This window comes from Bacillus sp. T17B1 (genome assembly GCF_026796395.1).
GTDB lineage: Bacteria > Bacillota > Bacilli > Bacillales > Bacillaceae > Bacillus > Bacillus spizizenii_A.
In genome coordinates, this window is record NZ_JALAYA010000007.1 from 43755 (window position 1) to 68213 (window position 24459).

The following is a 24459-nucleotide window of genomic DNA, read 5'->3' on the forward strand; positions in this document are numbered from 1 at the left end:
GCTGATTTTATCGCTCATAATAACAATAAAGATATTCTCCTGTTATTTTGATTGAATTAGAATGAAGAAAATGGCATTCAATTGTGAAATCAGGGGGATTGATTCGGATGACTTTTCATTTTAATGAAATTGATCATATTCAGCTTGCGGCTCCTAAAGGCTGTGAAACTATTGCAAGACAATTTTACGGCGGCATATTAGGTTTTTCGGGAAATTGAAAAACCTTATGATTTAAAAGCCCGGGGCGGGGTCTGGTTCACTCCTGGGAATAAACAATTGCATATCGGGATAGAAGAACCTTTTGTTCCCGCTAAAAAGGCACACCCTGCCTTTGAGGTTGTGAATATAGAAGGTTTAAAAGAACATTTGAAATGCAATGGAATGGAATAGTTGAGGACAATAAACTTCCGGGAGCGGACAGATTCTATATTTCAGATCCATTTGGCAATCGTCTGGAGATGCTTGAGTGGCAGAAAATGCACAAAAAAGGATAGATCACGGTTGATGAGGATCTATCCTTTTTATATTAGTGTCTTTACTCGCGACCCGGAAGCGTATCATGAACAAAAGGCGGTGCTGGTTTTAACTCCGGTTTTTCTCCTAAAGCTTTAGCTTCTTTCACATATTCAAAGGCTTCTCCGTCCGGCGCTTTTTCGTTCAGCCAGTTTTGCTCGGAGCTTTCTTCGCCTTCAGAGAAATTGATAAGCTGATGCGAGAATTCTTGTTTTTCGAGTGCTTTCGGGAATGTTCCCGGCACAATCGGGCCTTCTTGTGCTTCTAATTCTTTAATGGCGGCGAGCCATTGATTTTGGTGCATGGTGTCACGCGCCAGCAGGAAGCTGAGCATATCTTTCACACCTTTGTCATCCGTCATTTCAAACAGGCGTGCAACCTGCAGACGGCCTTGTGATTCCGCATTCAGATTGGCGCGGAAGTCTGCCAGCAGGTTTCCGCTTGCTATGATATAGCCGCCGCTCCAAGGTACGCCTGTACTGCTTTCCGGCATAGCGCCAAGTCCTGATACAATGGCATGGTGAGGGTTCATGCCGCCCAGGATGGAGCCGATGACCGGATCTTCAGCGGCTTTTTCCTGCTGATCAAGCGGGGCATCCTCAAGAAGTCTGGCGATCATCGTAGCGATCATTTCAACATGCCCGAGTTCCTCAGTTGCCGTATCCATCAGCAAATCTTTATATTTTTCATTTCCTCTTGTATTCCAGCCTTGAAATAAGTATTGCATGGCAACAGAAATTTCTCCGAATTGCCCGCCTAAAATTTCTTGCATTTTTTTAGCGAATAATGGATCTGGACGATCTGGTTTAGCAGGATGCTGCAGCATTTTCGTATGCTTAAACATGTTCCCATCTCCTTTTTTCGTTTATCTCTTTTTATATTTCCGATCCATTGAAAGATAAACAGAAAACAGCGTATCGAGATGGGGATTACGAATTCTGTCGCAGCTCTAAAAGCTCCCGTATCAGCTTTCGGCCGAAGATGGGCTCGTACTGCCGGTAAACAGGATCAAGGCGCTTCATCCATTCTTTTTTCTCTTTATCTGACAGCTCGTAGATTTTAATAGATGAATTCTTTTTGATTTCTTCCAGCTGTTCCTTGTTCATTTCTTCGGCGTGCGTTTCGTTCCACTCCGTCGTTTCCTTCATCGCTTCAGTCAAAATACGCCTTGTTTCCGATGTTTGCGCGTTCCAGAAATGCTCATCAGTCATGACAGCATATCCGAGATACCCGTGGCTGCTTATTGTCAAATAGTCCTGAACATTATAAAATTTTTTAGAATAAATGTTTGAGATTGTATTTTCTTCACCATCGACTATATTGTTTTCTAACAGCTGAAAAGTAGAATTGAAGGATTCCTGATGAGGAGTTGCGCCAAGCAGCTTAAACTGATCCTCTATCACATCGCTTTGCATAATGCGGAGATCTTGTCCTTTTAAATCATCCGGGTCTTTGACCGGCCCTTGATTTGTCGTGATTTGCTTAAAGCCGTTTGTCCAATAGGCGAGGCCTTTTAATTGATTTTTCTTTAGAGAATCAAACAGCTGTGTACCGATGCTGCCGTTCAGCCCTTTTTTGACAGCATCATAATTTGTAAATACATACGGCAGATCCAGCAAGCCCCATTCAGGCGAGAGCATGCCGAGCTTCGATGTGGAGGGGGCGATAAATTGAACATCGCCGTTTTGCAATGCTTCAATTTCTTCAATGTCCGAATACAGGCTTCCATTCGGATACACTTCAATTTTTATTTTTCCGCCTGATTTCTCGTTTGCCAGCTCGGCGAATTTATTGGCGGCCAGCCCTTTCGGCGTATTTTCGGCAACCACATGGCTGAATGTAAACACGATTTGATCCTGTAAGCCTTCCTGGTCGTCATCATAAACAATCTCTTCACTGACGCTATGATCATGGAATCCGATAAATAAAGCGGTTGCAATTCCGGCGATCATCAGTGCGAGACATGCAAGCAAACTCTTCATGTAATGCCCTCCCCTTAGTTAAGGATAATGGGGGCAATGCCATTCGTAAAGACCTGAAAGGAGAAGCTGATGAACAAAAAGAAGCTCTCAATCCGTTGGAAAATCACGATCCTATCCTATATACTCGTCATTTTCTCCTTTTTGATCGGCGGCATTGTGCTCATTGGCAATATCCAGCATACAGAGGAGCGGGAGCTGAAAAAACGTTTGATGAATACGGCCCGGACGGTGTCAGAGATGACAGAAATGAAAGAGGCCTTGGCGCGAAACAAACAAACAGAAGCTGTTCGCCATGCGGTAGAAGAAATCAGGATGATTAATGAAGCAGACTATATTGTCGTCATGGATATGAATCACATCCGCTACACGCATCCTGTCAGTACAAGCATCGGCAAGAAATCTAAGGGGGCAGACGAAGAGGCGGCGTTTGCGGAGCACATTTATTTCTCAGAAGCAAAGGGCGAGATCGGCACGGCGGTCCGGGCTTTTTATCCGGTGAAGGATCATGATCTGAACCAAATTGGCGTGGTGCTTGTCGGGAAAACACTCCCAGGGATTGCAGACATCCTGCTTCATTTAAAGCGTGATATTACATTTATCGTTGTGCTGACCCTCGGCTTCGGCCTTGCAGGGTCCTTTCTGCTGGCCCGCCATATCAAAAAACAAATGTTTCAGCTTGAGCCACATGAGATTGTCCGAATGTATGAAGAACGGACAGCGACGTTCCACTCAATGAATGAAGGCGTCATTGCTATTGACAACCGGCTCATCATTACAATTTTCAATGAAAAAGCGAAACAGATTTTTGAGGTGCAGGGGGATCTGGTCGGGAAGGTGATATGGGACGTTCTCAAGGATTCGCGCCTGCCCGAAATCGTGGAGCGGAACAAAGCGGTTTATAATGAAGAAATTCGCGTTAGCGGAAAGGTCATCATGAGCAGCAGAATTCCGATTGTCATGAAGAAAAAAGTCATTGGCGCCGTCGCTATTTTTCAGGACAGAACGGAAGCCGCTAAGATGGCAGAGGAATTGACGGGCGTCAAAAACTTTGTGGAGGCGCTCCGCGTTCAAAACCATGAGCATATGAATAAGCTGCATACAATCGCCGGCCTCATCCAGCTGGGGAAATCTGAAAAAGCCTTGCAGCTTGCATTTCAGGCATCAACTGAGCAGGAAAATGTGACTGAATTTCTGCACCGTTCAATTCAAAATGACGCCGCGGCGGGCCTTCTATTAAGTAAAATCAGAAGAGGCAGGGAGCTTGGCATTGCTGTTCATATTGATGAAAACAGCAGTCTTCAGCAATTTCCAGAGCATGTTGACCAGCATGATATTGTCGTGCTTCTCGGCAACCTGATAGAAAATGCCTTCGGTTCATTTGAAACAGTTCAATCTGATGATAAACGAATTGATATCAGCATTGAACAAACGGATGATATCCTTGCCATTTTAATAGAAGATAACGGCTGCGGGATTGAACCGGCACATATGCCGTACCTTTACAACAAAGGATTCACGGTCAATAAAACAGGCGGCACAGGTTATGGCCTGTATTTAGTGAAACAAATCACAGACAAAGGATCGGGCACGATAGAAGTTGATTCACACGCGGGACAGGGGACATCTTTTTCTATCGTTTTTCCAATGAAGGGGGAGGAAGCACAGCATGGTTCGTAAGGAATGGAAGGTTCTGCTCATTGAAGACGATCTGATGGTTCAAGAGGTAAACAAGGAGTTCATCACAACTGTCAAAGGCTTTACTGTCTGTGCAACAGCGGGAAACGGAGAAGAAGGCATTAAGCTGATTAAAGAAGAACAGCCCGACCTCGTCATTCTCGATGTGTACATGCCGAAAAAAGACGGAATCAAAACCTTGCAGGAGATCAGAAAGCAAAAACTTGAAGTGGATGTCATCGTCGTCTCCGCTGCAAAAGACAAAGAAACGATCTCTCTTATGCTGCAAAATGGAGCGGCCGACTATATCTTAAAACCGTTTAAGCTTGAGCGAATGAGACAGGCGCTTGAAAAATACAAGCAATATAAACAAAAAATAGAAGCGAGCGATACGCTGTCCCAGGAACAGCTCGATGCGATCCTGAATATTCCGCAGCAGGTCGTACAGGATTTGCCGAAAGGGCTGAATCATTTCACGATGAATGAAGTCATAGCTTTCTTGAAGCAGCAAACCGCATCTCTTTCTGCGGAAGAGGTCGCCAAGGCGCTCGGCATCGCCAGAGTGACAGCGAGACGATACCTTGATTATCTAGAAAAAAACGGAACCATTAAATTGGACGTTCAATACGGCGGAGTCGGCAGGCCCGTCAACCGCTACGTGTTGAAAGGATAAACCTGAGACCAAAAAGACCAAAATGTCCGTTATGATCATAAACTTCCCCAGACCCCGTGAAAACGCTATCATTCTAGTAAGAAAGACACAAAGGAGAATAGGACAGGGGGATGCAGGATATGAAACTGTTTAAAAATTTAACAGTTCAGGTCATAACTGCGGTTATCATTGGGGTCATTGTCGGACTGGTCTGGCCGGATGTCGGCAAAGAAATGAAACCGCTTGGCGATACATTTATCAACGCTGTTAAAATGGTGATCGCTCCAATCATTTTCTTCACAATCGTTCTCGGGATTGCAAAAATGGGCGATATGAAGAAGGTTGGAAAAGTAGGGGGAAAGGCGTTTATTTATTTCGAGGTTGTCACTACGCTCGCACTCATTATCGGTTTATTTGTCGTCAATATCATGAAACCGGGCGCGGGTCTTGATTATAGCAAGCTTGAAAAGGGAGATGTATCCCAATACACGCAAAATGGCGGTCAGGGAATCGACTGGATTGAATTTATCACACATATTGTTCCGAGCAACATGGTTGATGCCTTCGCAAAAGGGGACATTTTGCAGGTCTTATTCTTTTCTATTCTATTCGGAGTCGGGCTTGCGGCATTAGGTGAAAAAGGGAAAAGCGTCATTGATTTCTTCGACAAGATTTCTCACGTCTTTTTCAAAATCATCGGCTACATCATGCGTGCCGCGCCAATCGGGGCATTCGGGGCGATGGCGTATACCATCGGGCACTTCGGTCTTGATTCCATCAAGCCTCTGGCAAGCTTAATGATGTCTGTTTATATTACGATGTTCCTGTTCGTGTTTGTTGTTTTAAATCTCATCTGCAAGCTTTACGGATTCAGCCTGTGGAATTACCTCCGGTTCATTAAAGATGAGCTTCTGATCGTGCTTGGCACAAGCTCTTCAGAATCGGTGCTTCCGCGAATGATGGATAAAATGGAGCGCTACGGCTGTTCGAAATCGGTAGTTGGGCTTGTTATTCCGACGGGCTATTCATTTAATCTTGACGGCACATCCATTTATTTATCAATGGCGACGGTTTTTCTGGCACAGGTGTTTGGAGTAGACCTCAGCATCGGCCAGCAAATTACAATTATCCTCGTTCTGATGCTGACATCGAAGGGAGCGGCAGGTGTGACGGGAAGCGGATTTATCGTCCTTGCCTCAACACTGTCTGCGCTTCAGGTCATTCCGCTGGAGGGCCTTGCACTCCTGCTTGGGGTCGATCGTTTCATGAGTGAAGGAAGAGCGATTGTGAACCTGATCGGAAACGGAATCGCCACGATCATTGTTGCAAAAAGCGAAAATGAATTCGATGAAGCAAAAAGCATAGAGGCTGTTGAAGGCTTGAAAAAAATGAAAACCGCAGTCTAAAAAAAACGGCCCCTTCATGGGGCCGTTTTTTTTAAATTGTTTAAGAATAATTAAGGTGAGGACAGAGACCTCAGCATTTTTTTGTTATATAATTTAAAAATGGATACTATATTGAATGAAGGACGTTTGTCCTAACAGGAGTGTATAAATGGCCGCTTTAGTTAAATTTTTTCAGCACCCGGGAGTAAGACGTTTTTCCATCTTTGTCGTGTTAACTGGTGTGTTATATCTATTTAAGAGCATGATCAACTTAATATTGCTTACCTTCATTTTCACATTTCTAATGGATCGTTTGGAGTTTGTCGTACGGCGGTTCGTAAGCCGGTTCTACCGCGTGAGCCAGCGGGTTGTCATTACGTTTCTTTACATGTTGCTGGCTGTGCTGCTTACAGTTGGTGGATTTGTTTTTTATCCGGTCGTCGCGGCGCAGATTCAGCAGCTGGTTAAGCAGATTAAACATATCGCGTATCACCCTGACACCATCCCTTTCTTTGACGAGATCACAAGTGTTTTCGGAGATATTAATATCAGTTCATATGTCAAAGAGGGTTTCAATGTGGTGTATACGTATCTGGCCGATATCAGCACATTCGGCTTGCAGATCGTAATGGCGCTCATTCTCAGCATGTTTTTCTTATTTGAGAAAAAGCGGCTTACTGAGTTCATGGCGAAATTTAAAACAAGCAAACTAAGGGTCTTTTATGAGGAAATTGCTTTTTTTGGAAGCAAATTTGCAAGAACGTTCGGCAAGGTGCTTGAGGCTCAATTCATCATTGCGCTCGTCAACTGTATTCTGACGCTGATCGCGCTTTGGATTATGCATTTCCCGCAGCTGTTTGGGCTTTCTATTATGGTGTTCTTCCTTGGATTGATCCCTGTAGCAGGCGTCGTCATTTCTCTGATCCCGCTCAGTATTATCGCGTACAGCACTGGCGGCGGAATGTATGTGCTTTACATGGTGCTTGTCATATTCGCCATACATGCGATCGAAACGTATTTCTTAAATCCGAAGCTGATGTCTGCGAAAACGGAGCTGCCGATCTTTTTCACCTTCACAGTACTCATTTTCTCTGAGCACTTTTTCGGCATTTGGGGTTTAATCATCGGGATTCCGATTTTTGTGTTTCTCCTAGATATTCTTGATGTCACCAACAAGGAAGAAGGACCCAAAAGATTCCAAGAAAAAAGTAACAAAAAATAGTTTACAAAATTGGATCTTTTCTGTATAAATAAACTAAATCATACAATAGTAAGCCACACGCTAAATCCTTTCATAAGGAGTGGGGGACCCAATCTTTTGGGGTTAATTTTTCATCTGAAAAACGGACATCTCTTCGTCCGAACCCGTCAGCTAACCTCATCAGCGTGAAGAGAGAGTCCTGTGGTTTGAAGATACAGCCAAAGCCCACGGGAGTCTCTCGCGGGCTTTTTTTCAAAAAAGGGAGGAATGCGGATGAAACTGGCTACAAAGATAATCATTGCATTGGTGCTAGGTGCGATAACGGGAATTATTCTTAACGTAACATCACCTGAATTATTTGAAAATTTAAATAAATTTATATTCGGGCCGCTTGGCACCATCTTTTTAAACCTCATTAAAATGCTTGTCGTTCCGATTGTCTTTTTCTCACTAACATTGGGAGTAGCCGGGCTGGGCGACCCTAAGAAGCTTGGCAGAATCGGTGTTAAAGCGATTTCTTATTTTCTCGTTACGACAGCAGTGGCGATTACCATTGCCATGATTTTAGCTCTTGTCATCAAACCGGGAGAGTTTGGAACGTATGATACATCGTCTGCCGAATTTACTGCTGAAAAAGCGCCAAGTATTGCGGACACCCTGTTAAACATTATTCCGGCCAACCCTGTTCAAGCGATGACGGAAGGAAATATGCTGCAAATTATCGCTTTTGCCATTTTTGTAGGGCTTGGGATTACAATGCTCGGAAAAAAAGCGGATATGCTTCTCAAGGTGGTTCAACAAGGAAATGAATTGATGATGTACCTGGTGAATCTTGTAATGAAGTTCGCTCCGTATGGTACATTCGGTCTGATTGCGACAGCTATTGGAAGCCAAGGGTTCAGTGCAATGAAAGCGATGGGCTTGTACATGATTGTGGTAACCCTTGCGCTACTGATACATGCGGTCGTTACCTACGGATCTACGGTTGCGCTTATAGCCAGAAGAAACCCGATTACGTTCTTTAAAAATTTCTCAGAGGTGATGGTCGTTGCATTCAGTACTTCCAGCAGCAATGCGACCCTGCCGGTATCCATGGATGTGGCACAGAGAAAATTAAAAGTGCCTGAGCCGATCAGCAGCTTCGTTCAGCCGCTCGGTGCTACAATTAATATGGACGGAACAGCCATCATGCAAGGGGTAGCCACCGTCTTCATTGCGCAGGTATTTGGGCATGATCTGACATTCACTCAGCTGCTGATGGTGATACTGACGGCAGTGTTAGCAAGTGTCGGCACCGCGGGTGTTCCTGGAGTCGGCTTAATTATGCTCGCCATGGTGCTTCAATCTGTCGGCTTGCCTGTCGAGGGAATCGGATTAATTCTTGGAATTGACCGCCTGTTAGATATGCTCCGGACAGTGGTGAATACAACAGGAGATGCGGCATGTGCCGTCATTATTACAGAAACAGAAAAGAACAAACAGCCTGAGCAAGCGCCGACTCTATCGGTTTAACCAAACATTTGGAAGCAACAAATGCTATAATACAAACAGTGCCTAATTTTTGGGCACTGTTTATTTTTTGTCGAAAAAGGAGGAAGGCTTTATGGCTGAGCCGATTTTACATATTGAAGGCCTCGATAAAAAGATTGGGTCTACACAAATCTTAAAACAAATCAGCATGGACATCATGGAGGGCGAAATCATCGGCCTGCTCGGTCCGAATGGTTCCGGAAAAACGACACTCATCCGTATCATCGTCGGGCTGTTAAAACAAAACAGCGGAAGTGTGACAATCAGTGGTTTTCAGCATGATACAGAGTTTGAAAAAGCGATGGGAGCGGTTGGAGCGATCGTCGAAAATCCTGAGTTCTATCCGTACCTGACAGGATGGGAAAACCTTAAGCACTTTGCGAATATGCACAAAAAAATAGCGGATGAACGGCTTGATGAAGTAGTGGAACGTGTAGGGCTGACATCGGCAATTCATGATAAGGTGAAAACCTATTCCCTCGGCATGCGCCAGCGTCTTGGTATTGCACAGGCGATTCTTCACCGGCCGAAGCTTCTTATTTTAGATGAACCGACAAATGGTCTTGATCCTGCCGGCATGAAGGATTTTCGCGATCATATTAAGGAGCTCGCAGAAAAGGAAGGAACAGCAGTCCTGTTCGCCACTCACCTGTTGCGGGAGGTTGAAGATCTGTGTGACCGTGTCATCATCATTCAAAAAGGCGAGATTAAAGCGGAAGTCAGCTTACATGGAACAGATCAAAAGACAGAAAAAGCGATCATTGAAGTGCAGCCGGAAGAAAAAGCGCTCAATTGGCTGGCAGGCAATCAATATCAGGCAGAGCGGCAAGGCGGGGCGATTGTTGTTGAGGTAGCAAAAGAAAACATTCCGGAGCTGAACCGTTCACTTGTCGGACAAGACCTGAATGTCTTTTCCATTACTCCTTATACGCAATCACTTGAAGATGAATTCATAAAAGCAACAACTGCTCATCAAGAGGAGGGAGAAGAGCTTGTCTAAATTAATTTGGAATGAACATATGAAACTTTTTAATCGGAAGGTCACGTTGGTATCTCTAATCCTGATGGCGGTCTTTCAATTTTTCATGGCCTTGATTATTAAACGGATAGTCATCAGTGCCGGAACGGATGAAAACTTCATCGGCTATTTATCGTATACACCGAGCCTGAACATCCTGCTGCAGGCCTTAACGATCGTGATTGCAGCGACAATTGTTTCGATGGAATTTGATAAAAAGACGGTCAAATTTTTGCTCATCCGTCCTGTTAAACGGCAAAAGGTTTTTTGGTCAAAATTAATCACAGTCGTGATGGTCAGCTTTTATTTGTATTTGGCATACTACATTTTGGCATTATTATTCGGTCTCGTCTTTTTCGGCACATCCGTGAGCGCGGAATCAAAGACATTGCTGATCAACACCTTGGCGCTGATCGGCTCAAATTGGCTTGAAGCCGTAATGATGGGATTATTCGGGCTGCTTTGTTCTTCACTGTTCCGCAACAGCGCGGTAGCAGTTGTCGTTTCTTTTGTCGTTTTATACGGAGCGAGTACACTTGTCCAGCTCATGAAGCTCTTTGAAAACAAATGGGGCAGCTTTTTGCTTTTTGCCAATACTGACTTTACACAATATAGTAGCGGAGCGACAGCTTTGTTCTCCGGCATGACACCATTATTTTCAGTAGGGATTATCATCATACATGCCATATTCTTCATCGCCGTTGGCTGGTGGTGCTTCTGTAAACGGGATGTCCGGGTGTAAAGGAAAGGAATGACATTTTTGTGAAAAAGCTCACGTAAATCAATATCATTTGATAATTTGGTTTATACTAAAGGTACTGACGGAGGTGTCTCGATTGAGGAACTTTATTACCGCTTTACCGATTGTATTGCTGCTTGGATTCTCATTTGTGTCATTCATGTTTCAGTTTGAACATCTTGTTTATTTCAGACTCGCGCTTGGGTTGTTTTCTCTCGTGGGGCTGTACATGATATATAAAATGAAGACGGGCATTCGTTATTTTATCATCTACCTGTATGCCAGCTGGATTGTGCTTGCGGCAGTGACTGCGTTTGAAGAGCCGATTTTTTCGAGCTTTTTCTTTGGCGGCCTGGTGATGACAATGGGTTACCTGACATATATGCTGATTTATCTCGGCATGAAACAAGACCGGGATGCAAATCCTGTGTAATCACGCTGTTCCCTTAGGGGAACGGCGTGTTTTTCTATACCGGACAAAAGGTTAACAGTTGCGGAATAATGGCAGGAAATCTATAATACATATTAAATTTATCGGAATTAAAACTTGGGGGTCTGCCGGATGTCATTATTTATACAAAACGATCAACAGCGGCAATGGATGGAGAAAATTGGACGGATTGCGGATGAGTTTCAGCAAACAGCAGCTGAAGATGACGAACAGGGACGTTTTCCAGCAGAAAAAATACAAAAACTGCGTGATGCTGGGTATACGGCATTAACATTGCCGGCATCCCATGGAGGGGGAGGCATTTCTGTATACGATATGCTCCTGTTTCAAGAACGGCTGGCACGGGGAGATGCTCCTGCAGCACTAAGCATCGGCTGGCATTTGAGCGTAATCGGAGAGCTTGGAGAAGGCAACAGCTGGGATAAAGACGTATTTGCGTATATTGCAAAAGAAGTTCAAAACGGAGCCGTCATCAACAGGGCGGCGACAGAAGTGAAAACAGGGAGCCCGACAAGAGGAGGGCGTCCCGGTACAAACGCCGTGAAAAAGGATGGCAAATGGACAGTGAACGGCAGAAAAACCTTTACGACGATGTCACAAGCACTGGATTATTTTCTAGTGACAGCATGGATTGAGGAGAAACAAACTACAGGCGTGTTTCTCATTCATAAAGATGATCCCGGTTTGTCGATTGAAGAAACGTGGGATATGATGGCGATGCGTGCGACTGGAAGCCATGACCTTGTACTGAGTGAGGTAACGCTTGATGAGCAGAAACTGGTTGAATTACTTCAAGGGCCTCGGGGAGCTAAGCCGAATGGTTGGCTGCTTCACATTCCGGCGATTTATCTTGGCATTGCTCAAGCGGCGCGAGACTATGCGGTGCAATTTGCATCTGAGTATTCCCCAAATAGTTTGAAGGGACCGATTAAGGATGTCCCAGCCGTACAGCAACGAACAGGCGAAATGGAGCTTGAATTGCTCAATGCCAGACATGTTCTTTTCCATACCGCTCAATTGTACGACGATCCGGAGCGCCGTCCTCGAATGAGAAGCGAGCTTGGCGCGGCGAAGCATATCGTCACAAATGCTGCGCTGTCTGTTGTCGATAAAGCGATGAGAATTGTCGGCGCCAAAAGCCTTGAACGAACCAACCCGCTTCAGCGCTATTACCGTGATGTGCGCGCCGGTCTCCACAACCCGCCGATGGATGACGCGGTGATCCAAAAGCTGGCCGCGGAAGCGTTTGAGTCATGAAAAAAGAGCCTTCCGGGCTCTTTTTATGTATTGCTTTGCTCTTGCAGATTTTTTTGATGCTTGCGGTCGATTCTGTCATAAATGACGTTCATCAGCTTTGGATTCCCCATAATCGCCTCTTTGTTTTCCTGGATCAGCTGTTGGTAGGTTTTTGCTTTACGCTTCGGCATGCTCCGGCGCCCTCCTGATATGTTTGTATTCACTTTCTAACTCCGTTAGCGACAATTCATACAAATGACGCTTTGACTTTTTGTATATACCATTCTGTATGAACAGATGAATGAGCTGTTTTTTTCTGATTTCTGCAGACTGAGGTGTCATTGTGTCACCAACCTCCAACCAAACGATATTGATAATCATTATCAATTAACCTTAGTATACAATGTCCACATTAGCCTGTAAAGGTGAAAACAGTCCTATTCATTGGCAAGTTGGCAAACTTTCAACAGATCGACAAAAATTCCCCGGGCAATAATTTGCTGTCGAAATGTGCCTCTTATGAATGTTTCCGCTCTATTTTTTATGTTTTGAACCATACTATGTAATAGAATGGAGGCTGGTATTCAATGGAGCGGACAGAAAATCTGAAAAAAGGAGAAAAAGGGGCGCTCCTCAATATTTTGGCATATGTCATCCTTGCTGTTGTGAAGCTTGTAATCGGAATTCTATATCATTCCGAAGCGCTGAGAGCAGACGGATTAAATAATGGAACAGATATCGTTGCGTCAATTGCTGTGCTAATTGGATTGCGTATTTCCCAAAGGCCGGCTGACAGCGATCATCCATATGGCCATTATCGGGCTGAAACGATTTCGTCTCTTGTTGCGTCTTTTATTATGATGGTTGTCGGCATTGAAGTGTTAATCGGCGGAGGCAGAGCGATTGCGGACGGAACAACGGAAACGCCAAGTCTTATCGCTGCATGGACGGCGTTAGGCAGTGCTGTGTTTATGTATGGCATCTATTTATATAACAAAAGGCTGGCATCATCGATTAAAAGCTCTGCTCTTATGGCAGCGGCAAAGGACAGCAGGTCAGACGCTTTTGTAAGTGCCGGAGCATTTATCGGGGTGTTGTCATCCCAGCTGCAGCTGCCGTGGATCGATCCGGTAACGGCTTTTGTCATCGGTATCATCATCTGCAAGACGGCGTGGGATATCTTTAAAGACGCTTCACATTCTTTAACAGACGGTTTTCATATAAAAGATCTTGAGCCTTACAAACAGACCGTCGGCAGAATTGAGAATGTACATCGACTTAAAGATGTGAAAGCGAGGTATTTAGGAAGCACTGTTCATATCGAAATGGTCATTACAGTTGATCCGAAGCTTACAGTAGAAGAAGGCCATGGAGTGGCGGATGAAGTAGAAGACAAAATAAAACATGAACACGATGTGACTCATGTTCATGTTCATGTAGAGCCTGACGACATAAAATAAGGCTGTTTAACGAATTAGCTTATATGTTCAGATAAAAATTCAGTCACTTCTTCAGGCGTTTTGGCATTGGCGCTGTGAAGGTGAGCTGTTTTTTCACCATTTTTGAAGATAAGCAAGCTAGGAATACCCATTACTTGGTATTTTTCAGCCGGTTCAGGAAGCTCGTCCTTATTCAGCTCATACCAATCATTCTGATTGTACTCTTCCAAAATATCGCCGATGAACATATTCATGCGTGTGCAGTCTGGGCACCAATCAGCATAAAACTTTACGATAATTTCTTTATCAGATTGAATCAGTTCATTAAATTGTTCGTTTGTTGTGATTTTTTTCATATGTCACATCTCCTTTTCAATGCCATTTTAATATAAAATAAAAAGGAATTACATACAAATGCATTCAACATCAGCATGCCCAAAAATAATTAGATCATTTTCTTGTGAAAATGATAAGATAGTAAAGATGAATTGTAGTGGGGGGAGTATCCATTGAAAACAAGTCTAGGATTAGTGTACGGAGGAAAGTCGGCAGAACATAATGTTTCCCTGCAGACAGCTCTGGCTGTAATCAAAGCGCTAAATACTGAGAAGTTTGATATACATCCGATTTATATAACAGAAAAAGGTGAATGGGTAAAAGGCGCCCGTTTAACTGAGCCTGTTTCAAATGTGAAAATGCTTCAATTTGAGCAAGGAGGCAGTGCTTTTTCTCCAGCTGCCCTAAACCAGGAAATGTTTCCGCAGGAAGCGTCACAGCAAAATGAAGCCATCGACGTCGTATTCCCGCTCCTCCACGGACCGAACGGAGAAGACGGTACGATCCAAGGAATGCTCGAACTGTTGAATATTCCTTATGTCGGCAACGGTGTGCTTGCTTCCTCAGCTGGCATGGATAAAGTTGTCATGAAACATTTGTTCGCGCAGGCCGGCCTTGCTCAGGCTAAATACGCAGCTTTCCTTAAGAAAGATTGGACTCGTTCTCCGGAAGAAAGCTGTGAGCAGGTCGAACAGGAATTAGGCTATCCTTGCTTCGTAAAACCGGCGAACTTGGGTTCAAGTGTCGGAATCAGCAAATGCCGAAACCGTGAAGAATTGCAAAAAGCGTTTGAGCTCGCATTCCAATATGACCGCAAAGTCGTCGTCGAAGAAGGAATTAACGGCCGTGAAATCGAAATCGGCGTTCTTGGAAATGACGATCCTAAATGCTCTGTTGTGGGAGAAATCGCACCGAAGACAGATTTCTACGATTACAAAGCGAAATATGAGGATGGAGACACTGATTTGATGATTCCGGCGCATGTGACCGACGAGGAATATGCGAAAATCAGTGATATGGCGATTAAGGCGTTTAAAGCAATCGATGGGTCAGGACTCGTTAGAGCGGACTTCTTCCTGACAGCTGAAGGCGAAGTTCTGATTAATGAAGTCAATACAATGCCTGGCTTTACACCTTTCAGCATGTTCCCGCTGCTTTGGAAAGAGGCTGGAGTGGAATACGCTGACCTGATTGAACAGCTTGTGGAGCTTGCAAAAGAACGCCATGCTGAAAAACAATTAATTAAGCATACATTCTAATAATGAACATGGACACTGCCGGTAAGAGGGCAGTGTCTTTTCCCGTATATATAAAAGAAAGAGAGGGACCTCACTTGATTAAACGAACAGTAAAGAACATTGCCGAAATGGTCAAAGGCACACTGACAAATCCGCAATATGAACAAACAATCATTCATGGAGTGGCAACTGATACAAGAAAACTGGAACAACATCAGCTCTTCATCCCGCTGAAAGGAGAACGTTTTAACGGCCACACTTTTGTGCCGCAGGCTTTTGAAGCCGGTGTAGCGGCCGTTCTTTGGGATCGGTCAGAACCAAATCCGCCCGAGAATCAAGCCGTCATCATAGTGGACGACACCCTTTCGGCTCTTCAGCAGCTTGCAAAAGCTTATTTGCAGGAGCTTGGCACCCGTGTCATCGGGGTAACCGGAAGCAATGGCAAAACGACAACGAAAGATATGATTCACGCCGTCCTGGGAACTCGGTATCGTGTCCACAAAACAGGAGGAAATTTCAACAATCACATCGGTCTGCCGCTGACCGTTTTAGCCATGCCTGAAGATACGGAGATCGCTGTATTGGAGATGGGTATGAGCGCCAAAGGAGAAATTGATCTCCTGTCCCGCCTGGCAAACCCGGATGCGGCAGTCATTACGAATATCGGAGAATCACACATGCAAGACCTTGGCTCAAGAGAAGGCATCGCGGAGGCGAAGCTTGAAATCATTAATGGGCTAAAAGAAGACGGAGTGCTGATTTATATTGGGGACGAACCGCTCCTTCAAAATGCATACACCTGCCGCACGAAAACGTACGGTACGGGAGCGCATAATGATTATCAGCTTCAGGATGTCAGCCAGAGTGAGGAAGGAACCCATTTTACAATCAAAGGGATGGAAAAAACGTTTTTTATTCCGATACTTGGCAAGCACAATGTCATGAACGCTATGGCTGCGATTGCTGCAGGGGCTTATTTTGGCATCACGCCTGAGGATGCGGCAAAAGGACTGAGCGGACTAAAGGTAACCGGCATGAGACTTGAACTCATCAAAACTGATAGCGGTATTTCGATTATCAATGACGCTTATAATGCGAGTCCGACTTCCATGAAGGCTGCCATTCAATTGACAGAAAGCCTTGAAGGCTATGGGAAAAAAATAGTTGTACTCGGCGATATGCTTGAACTCGGAGATCTTGAAGAAACGTTCCATAAAGAGTGCGGCGCCGTGATCAGCCCTGAGAAAATCGACCGTGTCTTTACGTACGGAAATCTGGGAGCATTTATTGCAGAAGGCGCACTGAAACACTTTGAGAAAGAACGCGTCAGCCATTACACTGATAAAAAAGATCTCTTCCAGGCTGTGAAGGAAAACGCGTCAAAAGGAGATTTAATTTTATTCAAAGCGTCCAGAGGTATGAAGCTTGAAGAAATCGTTAAAGATTTAATAGAGAGCCCGCTTTCATAATAAAAAATCTTTCGGAAAAAACGCATATTGCATCATAAAATAACCTGATGTGCAAACACTAATGTATGCCGGCCAGAAATTATGTATATCTGGCCGGCTACGGCTATGATACAATAAATACAGGTTATTTCGCGATAAGAACATACTCTTCCGGACTTTCATCCGCCGACCCGAAGTTCTCCGCCGGACATGGGAGCGGATGGAGCAGCAACCGGCCCGGCATATTCGAGAAGCCGATCTGCTTCTCATCTTATTGAAAAACAAGTAGTGTAATGGTAAGATAAAACTTAAAGTAATTCGGGCTTTGTATACGGATGGATCCTGTCCCTTTTTGTCTAAAGGGCAGTTTTATAAGTGGTAAATCACGACATTACTGAAACAGCAATTAGAAGGAGTTTGAATAATTTGACTATAACGTTTCAAGATTTTAATTTAAGTTCTGATCTCATGAAAGCAATTAATCGTATGGGATTTGAAGAAGCAACACCGATTCAGGCACAAACGATACCGCTCGGACTTTCAAATAAAGACGTCATTGGACAAGCGCAAACAGGTACAGGTAAAACAGCTGCGTTTGGTATACCCCTTGTTGAAAAAATAAACCCCGAGTCTCCTAATATTCAAGCAATCGTAATCGCGCCAACCCGTGAATTAGCCATTCAAGTATCTGAAGAATTATATAAAATCGGACAAGATAAACGTGCGAAGGTTCTTCCTATTTACGGCGGACAGGATATTGGACGACAAATCCGGGCGTTAAAGAAAAACCCGCATATCATTGTTGGAACACCTGGACGTCTTCTTGACCATATCAACCGCCGCACAATTCGTTTAAACAATGTAAACACTGTTGTAATGGATGAAGCGGATGAAATGCTGAACATGGGATTCATTGATGACATTGAATCTATTCTTTCAAACGTGCCGAGCGAGCATCAGACACTTCTGTTCTCTGCTACAATGCCAGCGCCGATCAAACGTATTGCAGAACGCTTCATGACTGAACCGGAACACGTAAAAGTAAAAGCAAAAGAAATGACGGTTTCTAACATTCAGCAGTTCTATTTAGAAGTGCAAGAGCGCAAAAAATTCGATACTTTGACTCGTCTTCTTGACATTCAGTCTCCTGAGCTTGCAATTGTATTCGGACGCACGAAGCGCCGTGTCGATGAGCTGGCTGAAGCTCTAAACCTTCGCGGATATGCGGCTGAAGGAATTCATGGTGACTTAACGCAGGCGAAACGTATGGTTGCGCTACGCAAATTTAAAGAAGGCGCAATCGAAGTTCTTGTTGCAACTGATGTTGCGGCTCGCGGACTTGATATCTCAGGCGTCACACACGTGTATAACTTTGACGTGCCTCAAGATCCTGAAAGCTACGTTCACCGTATCGGAAGAACAGGCCGTGCAGGTAAAACAGGTATGGCGATGACGTTCATCACACCGCGTGAGAAAAGCATGCTTCGCGCAATTGAACAAACAACGAAACGCAAAATGGACCGCATGAAAGAGCCAACACTTGATGAAGCGTTAGAAGGCCAGCAGCAGGTTACAGTTGAACGTCTTCGCACGACAATCAGCGAAAACAACTTGAACTTCTACATGACAGCGGCAGCTGAGCTGCTTGAAGATCATGATGCAGTGACAGTGGTTGCAGCGGCTATCAAAATGGCTACAAAAGAGCCGGATAACACGCCTGTTCGCTTAACAGACGAAGCGCCGATGGTCAGCAAACGCTACAAGAACCAGCGCACTTCTAAACGCAGAGACGGACAAGGCGGCGGCTACCGCGGCGGAAAAGGGAAAAGCAATAACCGTTCTTCCTATGACAAAAAGCGTTCAAACGACCGCCGTTCTTCAGGTGACAGACGCCAGAAAAAATCTTACTAATTCTATCGACTGAAAGCCCAAAACGTCATGTTTTGGGCTTTTTTATATTCGCGTGGCTATTCAGCAAACTTTCAGCTGACGGATGCTGTTTTTCTCTGTATGCTTAAGAATGAAACCTTTCTGTATAAGAGACGTATAAGTAACGACGAAAAAACGGGAGGTAGGTATTTTGAGAGACCAGCCAAAAAACCAAATCAGTCCAGACGGATTAAAGGTTTGGCGACTTCAAGAAGTCATCATATCCGCTGTATGCTTGCTTATCGTCATAGCAGTTGCAGTATTAAGCTATTACTTTCATTGGCCGTACTGGATCAGCGGCGGGCTCGGCGCGGTTTGGCTGCTGGGTTCGGTTGTGACGGTCCTGATCATTCCAAAGATCCGTCATAAAGTGTGGCGCTATGAAGTCCATGAACATGAGATAGATATTCAGTCAGGTATTTTTGTGGTGACCCGTGTGATTGTCCCGATGGTCAGAGTTCAGCACGTCGATACGTCTCAAGGGCCGTTATTGAAAAAGTACAACCTGGCAACCGTAAAAATTTCCACGGCTGCGACCGTTCACTCGATCCCCGCTTTGGCGATGGAGGAAGCGGATCGGCTGAGAGACTCTATTTCCCGTCTAGCAAGGGTGACTGATGATGATGTCTGAACCGAAACGCCTGCACCCGGCGGCAGTCCTTTTGAATTTATGCCATACCATTATTCAAACCATAAAAAATATTATTCTGCCATTCTTTTTTGTATATATCGTCAATTCGAACAATACTGTCCGTTTTTACGGAGCCATTGCGCTGGGTGTGCTGTTTATCTGGCTTATAGCCGCAAGCATCATCAAATGGAGAAGGTTTACCTATCGAATAGAAAATGATGAATTTAGAATCGAAGAAGGTTTGTTTGTCACGAAAAAGCGATACATATCAATTGATCGGATTCAAACGATGAATACGAGTGCGGGCGTGATCCAGCAAATCTTTAAGCTTGTGAAGCTGCAAATTGAAACGGCAGGCGGAGGCAAGGAGGCGGAAGCTGTTCTTTCTGCTATTTCAGTTGAAGAAGCCGAACGCATTAAGGAAGCCGTCTTTAAGAAAAAAGCGCAGAGGCACGAAAGCGAACAAGAGGAAGAATGGCTTGAAGCTGAACAGGAGTTCATTCCAGCCGTTGAGCCGCAAGAGCACTATCGGATGAACGTGAAAGAATTGCTCATGGCCGCTTCTACATCCGGGGGAATCGGAGTGATTATCTCCGCTGTATTTGCGCTTTTTACCCAGCTTGACGAAGTGCTGCCGATGGATTGGTTTTTCGATAAATTTTCCTTCCTTCAGCACGCGAGCGTCGGCATTTATGCGGTACTCATTTTTATTGGTTTATTTATCGCCTGGGTGTTCAGCATCGCCGGTATGATGTTTAAATACGCGAACTTTCAGATCATAAAAAAAGAGCAGGAATTGGTGATTTCAAGGGGGATTATTGAAAAACATCAAGTCACGATTCCCCTTCGAAAAATACAAGCCATTAAAATAAAAGAAAACATCATCCGCCAGCTTTTCGGTTTTGTGACGGTGTCCATCGTCAGCGCGGGCGGCGGCGACCGGGAAAAAGAAGAGGGCGCTTTGACCATTCTTTTTCCGATGATTCATAAAAAAAAGCTTCCGCACATGCTCCAGACATTTACGCCGGAATATACGCTGGAAGAAAACGTCCGCCGTCTGCCGCGGCGCGCGTTGAAACGATATCTGTTCCGTTCCGTTATTTTTTCACTCTTTTTGATTATTCCATTATGTATCTTTTTTCAGCCATGGGGCTATCTGTCAATCATTCTGTTGCCGATTGAATTGATCTTCGGCTACCTCGCATATAAGGATACAGCATGGACGATTAACGAGGACCGTCTTCAGCTGACGTCAAGATTTATCGGAAGAACAACTGCGATTGTGCTGAAAAGGCGGATGCAGGTTTGCAAGTTCAGCCAATCCTATATTCAGAAGAAAGGCCGCCTGTATACCATTTCTACCTCGGTCAAATCATCAAGCCATATGGAAGAACTAACGGTGAGGGATGTAGGGGAAGAGGATGCAGACTTCATTTTAGATTGGTATTCATATGAAAAAGCGGACGGTTAATACCGCCGCTCTTTTTTTTGCACACATAAAAATGAGAGCAAGAACCCGCCGCAAAGTCCAAACAGATGGGCCATCATGTTAATATTGGAGTTGATAAACGACATGAGAATGGCAAATGCGAGCAGTGTGAGAATCATTTTGGAATGCTCCTGCCCGATCAGCTCTTTGCGAAACAGAACCATAAACAGGTACACGCCGAACAGCCCGAAAATCGCGCCTGAAGCCCCGACATGCACGTAATCAAGCGGCTCTGTAACATATGTGCCGATATTGCCGATGATGCCGGATCCAGCGTACACAAGAAGGAAACGCGTTTTTCCCAGCATGCGTTCCAAAGCCGGGGCAAATAAAAAGATGGACATTGAATTGAACAGCAGATGGGTAAAACCGGCGTGCAGCAAAACAGGAGTGATCAGCCGCCACCATTCACCGTTTGCGACGCCTAAATTATAGCCTGTGACCGCATCTCTCCATAACAAGACTGAATGGACTGGAAGTGAAAAAAACAGCCAGAGAACAGCTTGCAAGGCCAATATAAAGGTGACAATGGGATAAAGCCTGATAAACGTTTGGAAATTTTCGGTCCGTATAAACATACCGAGCCCCTTTTCTTCATTTTGGTATTTCTATAGTAACACGTTTATGAGACAAACCTTTCAAATAGTACGTACGCAAAGGAGGTTATTACACATGATTTACGGCATTGGACTAGACATCACCGAGCTTAAACGGATCGCTTCTATGGCAGGACGTCAAAAAAGATTTGCCGAGCGGATTTTGACACTAAGCGAGCTTGACCAATATCAAGAGCTTTCAGAGAAAAGAAAAATCGAATTTCTCGCGGGCAGATTTGCGGCAAAAGAAGCATTTTCGAAAGCATATGGCACCGGTATAGGGAAACACCTCAGTTTTCAGGACATTGAAATTAAGAAAGACCCAAATGGCAAGCCTTATATCATTTGCGAGAAGCTGAGACAGGCTGCCGTTCACGTATCGATCACTCATACAAAGGAATACGCGGCTGCGCAAATTGTCATTGAAAGGTTGTCAAGCTAGTCTGCATATTAGGGCAACCCCACTCATATATTTGATAGTGCAATAAGGGAGACAAGTTGTTTGAGGCTTTTATGGTACGCATCTGTTCTGCCTACGTGTACCGAGCGTACCGTTAAAGTCAAACAAGCGATTTCTTCCTTTTACATCAATTGAGAAAAAGGGGTTGAAAAAGGTGAGAAAAAGCTTTGTTTTGCTTTTAACGGGACTGCTTGCTGTCCTTATTCTTTCTGCCTGCGGGCAAAAAACGCAGCAAGATATTGTGACCGGTTTAGATGAAAAGGCGAAAGAATACACCTCGTACAAAGCAAAAGCAAAAATGACCATCGAGACAGGGAGTGAGCCTCAAGTATACAATGTGGAAATCTGGCACAAAAAGCCGTCTCTGTACAGGGTTTATTTAGAAAATTCGAAAAAGGACCAAAATCAAGTCATTCTACGAAACGAAAACGGAGTATTTGTTCTCACGCCGTCTTTAAATAAGAGCTTCAGGTTTCAAAGCGACTGGCCGAACAACAGCAGCCAGGTCTACTTGTTTGAATCGCTCGTAAAGGATGTTCAAAACGATTCGGATGCAGTTTTCACTGCCAAAGAAAAGAAATACGTATTCGAAACAAAAACGAACTATCAGCATAACAAAATGCTGCCAACGCAAGAAATCACATTTAACAAAAAAGATATGAGCCCGTTATCTGTCAAAGTCATGGATACAGACCGAAAAGTCATGGTGAAAGTAGAATTCAGCAGCTTTGAATTTAATAAACAATTCGACAAAGAATCATTTGACGAAAAGAAAAATATGACTCTTTCCCAAATGGATGTCGCCACAAGCGCGAAACCATCCGATACGTTCGCGGTCAAAACGCCGCTAGAACTGCCGCTGGGTGTAAAGCTGCTTGAAGAAAAAGACATTTCTACTGAAGACGGGAAGCGGATCATCATGACCTACGGAGGAGAAAAATCATTCACCTTAGTTCAGGAAAAAGCTCAGATTGCGAAAGCTTCTTCCTCAGTTACGATGAACGGCGAACCAGTCAATCTCGGGTACACCATCGGCGCCTTGTCGGATGCATCATTATCATGGACTTATGATGGTGTAGATTACCTTCTCTCCTCTAAAGATCTTTCTAAAGAGGAAATGGTGACAGTCGCGAAAAGCATGCAGGGACAATCATCTAAATAACCGCAAAAGGCCAAACATGATTTGGCCTTTTTTTCGTTAGGCATCGTTTCCCTTTGTCCTTTAATTTTAGTATGATATGTAAATGATATTGAATAAAAGCTAGGAAGTGTCATTATGAGCACAAAACCTTTTTACAGAGATACGTGGGCGGAAATCGACTTGTCCGCGATAAAACAAAATGTCAGTAACATGAAAAAACATATCGGAGAACATGTCCACCTGATGGCAGTTGTAAAAGCAAACGCCTACGGGCATGGTGATGCAGAAACAGCAAAGGCGGCGCTTGACGCAGGGGCTTCATGCTTGGCCGTGGCTATTTTGGATGAAGCGATTTCACTGCGCAAGAAGGGCTTGAAGGCGCCTATATTGGTGCTCGGAGCGGTGCCCCCGGAGTATGCGGAAATCGCGGCTGAATATGACCTGACATTAACAGGTTATTCTGTTGAATGGCTTCAGGAAGCCGCCCGCCACATGAAAAAAGGTTCCCTTCATTTTCATTTGAAAGTCGATACGGGGATGAACAGGCTAGGGGTAAAAACGGAAGAAGAGGTTCATCACGTGATGGCGATTCTTGAGCGCAACCCCCGTTTAAAATGCAAAGGGGTATTTACTCATTTTGCAACAGCGGATGAAAAAGAAAGAGGCTATTTTTTCATGCAGTTTGAGCGCTTCAAAGAACTGATTGCCCCGCTTCCGCTAAAGAAAATGATGGTGCACTGCGCGAACAGCGCCGCCGGTCTTCGTCTAAAAAAAGGCTTTTTCAACGCGGTCAGATTCGGCATTGGCATGTATGGCCTCCGTCCGTCAGCCGACATCACGGATGAAATACCGTTTGAGCTGCGCCCTGCATTCACCCTGCATTCGACGCTGTCTCATGTCAAATTGATCAGAAAAGGCGAGAGCGTCAGCTATGGAGCGGAATACACAGCGGAAAAAGACACATGGATCGGGACGGTGCCTGTCGGCTATGCGGACGGCTGGCTTCGAAAATTGAAAGGAACCGAGATTCTTGTGAAGGGAAAGCGGCTGAAAATCGCCGGCCGAATCTGCATGGACCAATTTATGGTGGAGCTGGATCAGGAGTATCCGCCAGGCACAAAAGTCACATTAATAGGCCGGCAAAGGGATGAATGTATTTCCATGGATGAAATTGCAGGCAGGCTCGAAACCATCAACTACGAGGTGTCTTGTACAATTAGTTCCCGTGTTCCCCGTATGTTTTTGGAAAATGGGAGTATAATGGAAGTAAGAAATCCTTTATTGCAGGAAATTACAAGCAAATAGCCATCTCAATGGAGAATTCATAAAACAGCTTTGCTTGAAGAGTGAATAATGGTATCATTATCACTG

At 44.5% G+C, this 24459-nt stretch carries 24 protein-coding genes, 1 pseudogene and 1 riboswitch; of the genes and pseudogenes, 19 read left to right on the forward strand and 6 right to left on the reverse strand.

The features are described 5' to 3' along the window. Nucleotides 1-107: 107 nt before the first annotated feature. Nucleotides 108-494, forward strand: a pseudogene (locus MOF34_RS04655) (VOC family protein). Between the two features lie 41 nt (nt 495-535). On the opposite strand, the gene MOF34_RS04660 reads toward MOF34_RS04655, so the two are convergent. Together MOF34_RS04660 and MOF34_RS04665 are read right to left on the reverse strand one after the other, a co-directional pair. Next, nucleotides 536-1357 (reverse strand): manganese catalase family protein, encoded by an 822-nt coding sequence (locus tag MOF34_RS04660; RefSeq protein WP_268398802.1) that lies wholly within the window; start codon nt 1355-1357, stop codon nt 536-538. 85 nt (nt 1358-1442) lie between these two features. Further along, nucleotides 1443-2495 (reverse strand): TRAP transporter substrate-binding protein, encoded by a 1053-nt coding sequence (locus tag MOF34_RS04665; RefSeq protein ID WP_268398803.1) that lies wholly within the window; start codon nt 2493-2495, stop codon nt 1443-1445. Between the two features lie 69 nt (nt 2496-2564). On the opposite strand from MOF34_RS04665, the gene dctS reads away from it, so the two are divergent. The 9 genes from dctS (at nt 2565) to MOF34_RS04710 (ending at nt 12402) form a co-directional block, all read left to right on the forward strand. Continuing rightward, nucleotides 2565-4172, forward strand: a complete 1608-nt coding sequence (dctS, locus tag MOF34_RS04670) for a two-component system sensor histidine kinase DctS (protein WP_268398804.1) — start codon at nt 2565-2567, stop codon at nt 4170-4172. Beyond that, nucleotides 4162-4842, forward strand: coding sequence for a two-component system response regulator DctR (gene dctR / locus MOF34_RS04675; RefSeq protein ID WP_268398806.1), 681 nt, complete (start codon nt 4162-4164; stop codon nt 4840-4842). The genes dctS and dctR overlap by 11 nt, the downstream gene beginning before the upstream one ends. Nucleotides 4843-4961: 119 nt before the next feature. After that, the gene (dctP, locus tag MOF34_RS04680; protein ID WP_019713377.1) at nt 4962-6227 is read left to right on the forward strand and encodes a C4-dicarboxylate transporter DctP; all 1266 of its coding nucleotides are present in this window, start codon (nt 4962-4964) and stop codon (nt 6225-6227) included. Nucleotides 6228-6375: 148 nt separating this feature from the next. After that, on the forward strand, nt 6376-7428 hold the full coding sequence (locus MOF34_RS04685) for an AI-2E family transporter (protein ID WP_019713378.1): 1053 nt from the start codon (nt 6376-6378) through the stop codon (nt 7426-7428). 48 nt (nt 7429-7476) lie between these two features. Next, nucleotides 7477-7607: riboswitch (cyclic di-AMP (ydaO/yuaA leader) on the forward strand. 73 nt (nt 7608-7680) lie between these two features. Continuing rightward, on the forward strand, nt 7681-8919 hold the full coding sequence (locus MOF34_RS04690) for a dicarboxylate/amino acid:cation symporter (protein WP_019713379.1): 1239 nt from the start codon (nt 7681-7683) through the stop codon (nt 8917-8919). A 91-nt stretch (nt 8920-9010) separates the two neighbouring features. Next, entirely contained in the window at nt 9011-9937 is a 927-nt protein-coding gene (locus MOF34_RS04695) for an ABC transporter ATP-binding protein (protein WP_268398808.1), read from the forward strand. Next, nucleotides 9930-10697, forward strand: coding sequence for an ABC transporter permease (locus MOF34_RS04700; protein WP_268398810.1), 768 nt, complete (start codon nt 9930-9932; stop codon nt 10695-10697). The genes MOF34_RS04695 and MOF34_RS04700 overlap by 8 nt, the downstream gene beginning before the upstream one ends. A 94-nt stretch (nt 10698-10791) precedes the next feature. Further along, on the forward strand, nt 10792-11127 hold the full coding sequence (locus MOF34_RS04705; protein WP_003225151.1) for a hypothetical protein: 336 nt from the start codon (nt 10792-10794) through the stop codon (nt 11125-11127). A gap of 129 nt (nt 11128-11256) precedes the next feature. Beyond that, nucleotides 11257-12402, forward strand: a complete 1146-nt coding sequence (locus MOF34_RS04710; protein WP_268398813.1) for an acyl-CoA dehydrogenase family protein — start codon at nt 11257-11259, stop codon at nt 12400-12402. A gap of 23 nt (nt 12403-12425) precedes the next feature. On the opposite strand, the gene fbpB is transcribed toward MOF34_RS04710, so the two are convergent. Both fbpB and MOF34_RS04720 read right to left on the reverse strand, forming a co-directional pair. Then, nucleotides 12426-12605, reverse strand: coding sequence for a Fur-regulated basic protein FbpB (gene fbpB / locus MOF34_RS04715; protein ID WP_080010237.1), 180 nt, complete (start codon nt 12603-12605; stop codon nt 12426-12428). After that, nucleotides 12559-12723: a Fur-regulated basic protein FbpA gene (locus MOF34_RS04720; RefSeq protein WP_268398814.1), complete on the reverse strand. Its 165-nt coding sequence runs from the start codon at nt 12721-12723 to the stop codon at nt 12559-12561. The genes fbpB and MOF34_RS04720 overlap by 47 nt, the downstream gene beginning before the upstream one ends. 245 nt (nt 12724-12968) lie before the next feature. Between MOF34_RS04720 and MOF34_RS04725 the strand changes: the two genes are divergently transcribed. Next, on the forward strand, nt 12969-13841 hold the full coding sequence (locus MOF34_RS04725) for a cation diffusion facilitator family transporter (RefSeq protein ID WP_268398815.1): 873 nt from the start codon (nt 12969-12971) through the stop codon (nt 13839-13841). 14 nt (nt 13842-13855) lie between these two features. Here the strand turns inward: MOF34_RS04725 and MOF34_RS04730 are convergent, their stop codons facing one another. Beyond that, nucleotides 13856-14176 (reverse strand): thioredoxin family protein, encoded by a 321-nt coding sequence (locus MOF34_RS04730; protein ID WP_019713385.1) that lies wholly within the window; start codon nt 14174-14176, stop codon nt 13856-13858. A gap of 153 nt (nt 14177-14329) precedes the next feature. On the opposite strand from MOF34_RS04730, the gene MOF34_RS04735 reads away from it, so the two are divergent. The 5 genes from MOF34_RS04735 to MOF34_RS04755 all read left to right on the forward strand — a co-directional run bounded on the left by MOF34_RS04735 (nt 14330) and on the right by MOF34_RS04755 (nt 20873). After that, complete coding sequence (locus tag MOF34_RS04735) at nt 14330-15415, forward strand: D-alanine--D-alanine ligase (protein WP_019713386.1); 1086 nt, start codon at nt 14330-14332, stop codon at nt 15413-15415. Between the two features lie 74 nt (nt 15416-15489). After that, nucleotides 15490-16863 carry a UDP-N-acetylmuramoyl-tripeptide--D-alanyl-D-alanine ligase gene (locus tag MOF34_RS04740; RefSeq protein WP_268398816.1) on the forward strand — a complete coding sequence of 458 codons (1374 nt, stop codon included), beginning with the start codon at nt 15490-15492 and terminating at the stop codon, nt 16861-16863. Between the two features lie 405 nt (nt 16864-17268). Then, entirely contained in the window at nt 17269-18753 is a 1485-nt protein-coding gene (gene cshA, locus MOF34_RS04745; protein WP_268398818.1) for a degradosome RNA helicase CshA, read from the forward strand. Between the two features lie 169 nt (nt 18754-18922). Continuing rightward, a complete protein-coding gene (locus tag MOF34_RS04750) occupies nt 18923-19402 on the forward strand; it encodes a PH domain-containing protein (RefSeq protein ID WP_019713388.1) in 480 nt (159 codons plus the stop codon). Beyond that, a complete protein-coding gene (locus tag MOF34_RS04755; RefSeq protein ID WP_268398820.1) occupies nt 19392-20873 on the forward strand; it encodes a PH domain-containing protein in 1482 nt (493 codons plus the stop codon). Before MOF34_RS04750 ends, MOF34_RS04755 begins: the two co-directional genes overlap by 11 nt. On the opposite strand, the gene MOF34_RS04760 is transcribed toward MOF34_RS04755, so the two are convergent. Continuing rightward, on the reverse strand, nt 20870-21469 hold the full coding sequence (locus MOF34_RS04760; protein WP_019713390.1) for a rhomboid family intramembrane serine protease: 600 nt from the start codon (nt 21467-21469) through the stop codon (nt 20870-20872). The two genes, MOF34_RS04755 and MOF34_RS04760, sit on opposite strands and share 4 nt — an antisense overlap. A 94-nt stretch (nt 21470-21563) precedes the next feature. On the opposite strand from MOF34_RS04760, the gene acpS reads away from it, so the two are divergent. The 3 genes from acpS to alr all read left to right on the forward strand — a co-directional run bounded on the left by acpS (nt 21564) and on the right by alr (nt 24393). Next, a complete protein-coding gene (gene acpS / locus MOF34_RS04765) occupies nt 21564-21929 on the forward strand; it encodes a holo-ACP synthase (RefSeq protein WP_019713391.1) in 366 nt (121 codons plus the stop codon). Between the two features lie 163 nt (nt 21930-22092). Then, nucleotides 22093-23109, forward strand: coding sequence for a LolA family protein (locus MOF34_RS04770; RefSeq protein ID WP_268398823.1), 1017 nt, complete (start codon nt 22093-22095; stop codon nt 23107-23109). 114 nt (nt 23110-23223) lie between these two features. Further along, a complete protein-coding gene (alr, locus tag MOF34_RS04775; RefSeq protein ID WP_268398824.1) occupies nt 23224-24393 on the forward strand; it encodes an alanine racemase in 1170 nt (389 codons plus the stop codon). The last annotated feature ends 66 nt before the right edge of the window (nt 24394-24459 follow it).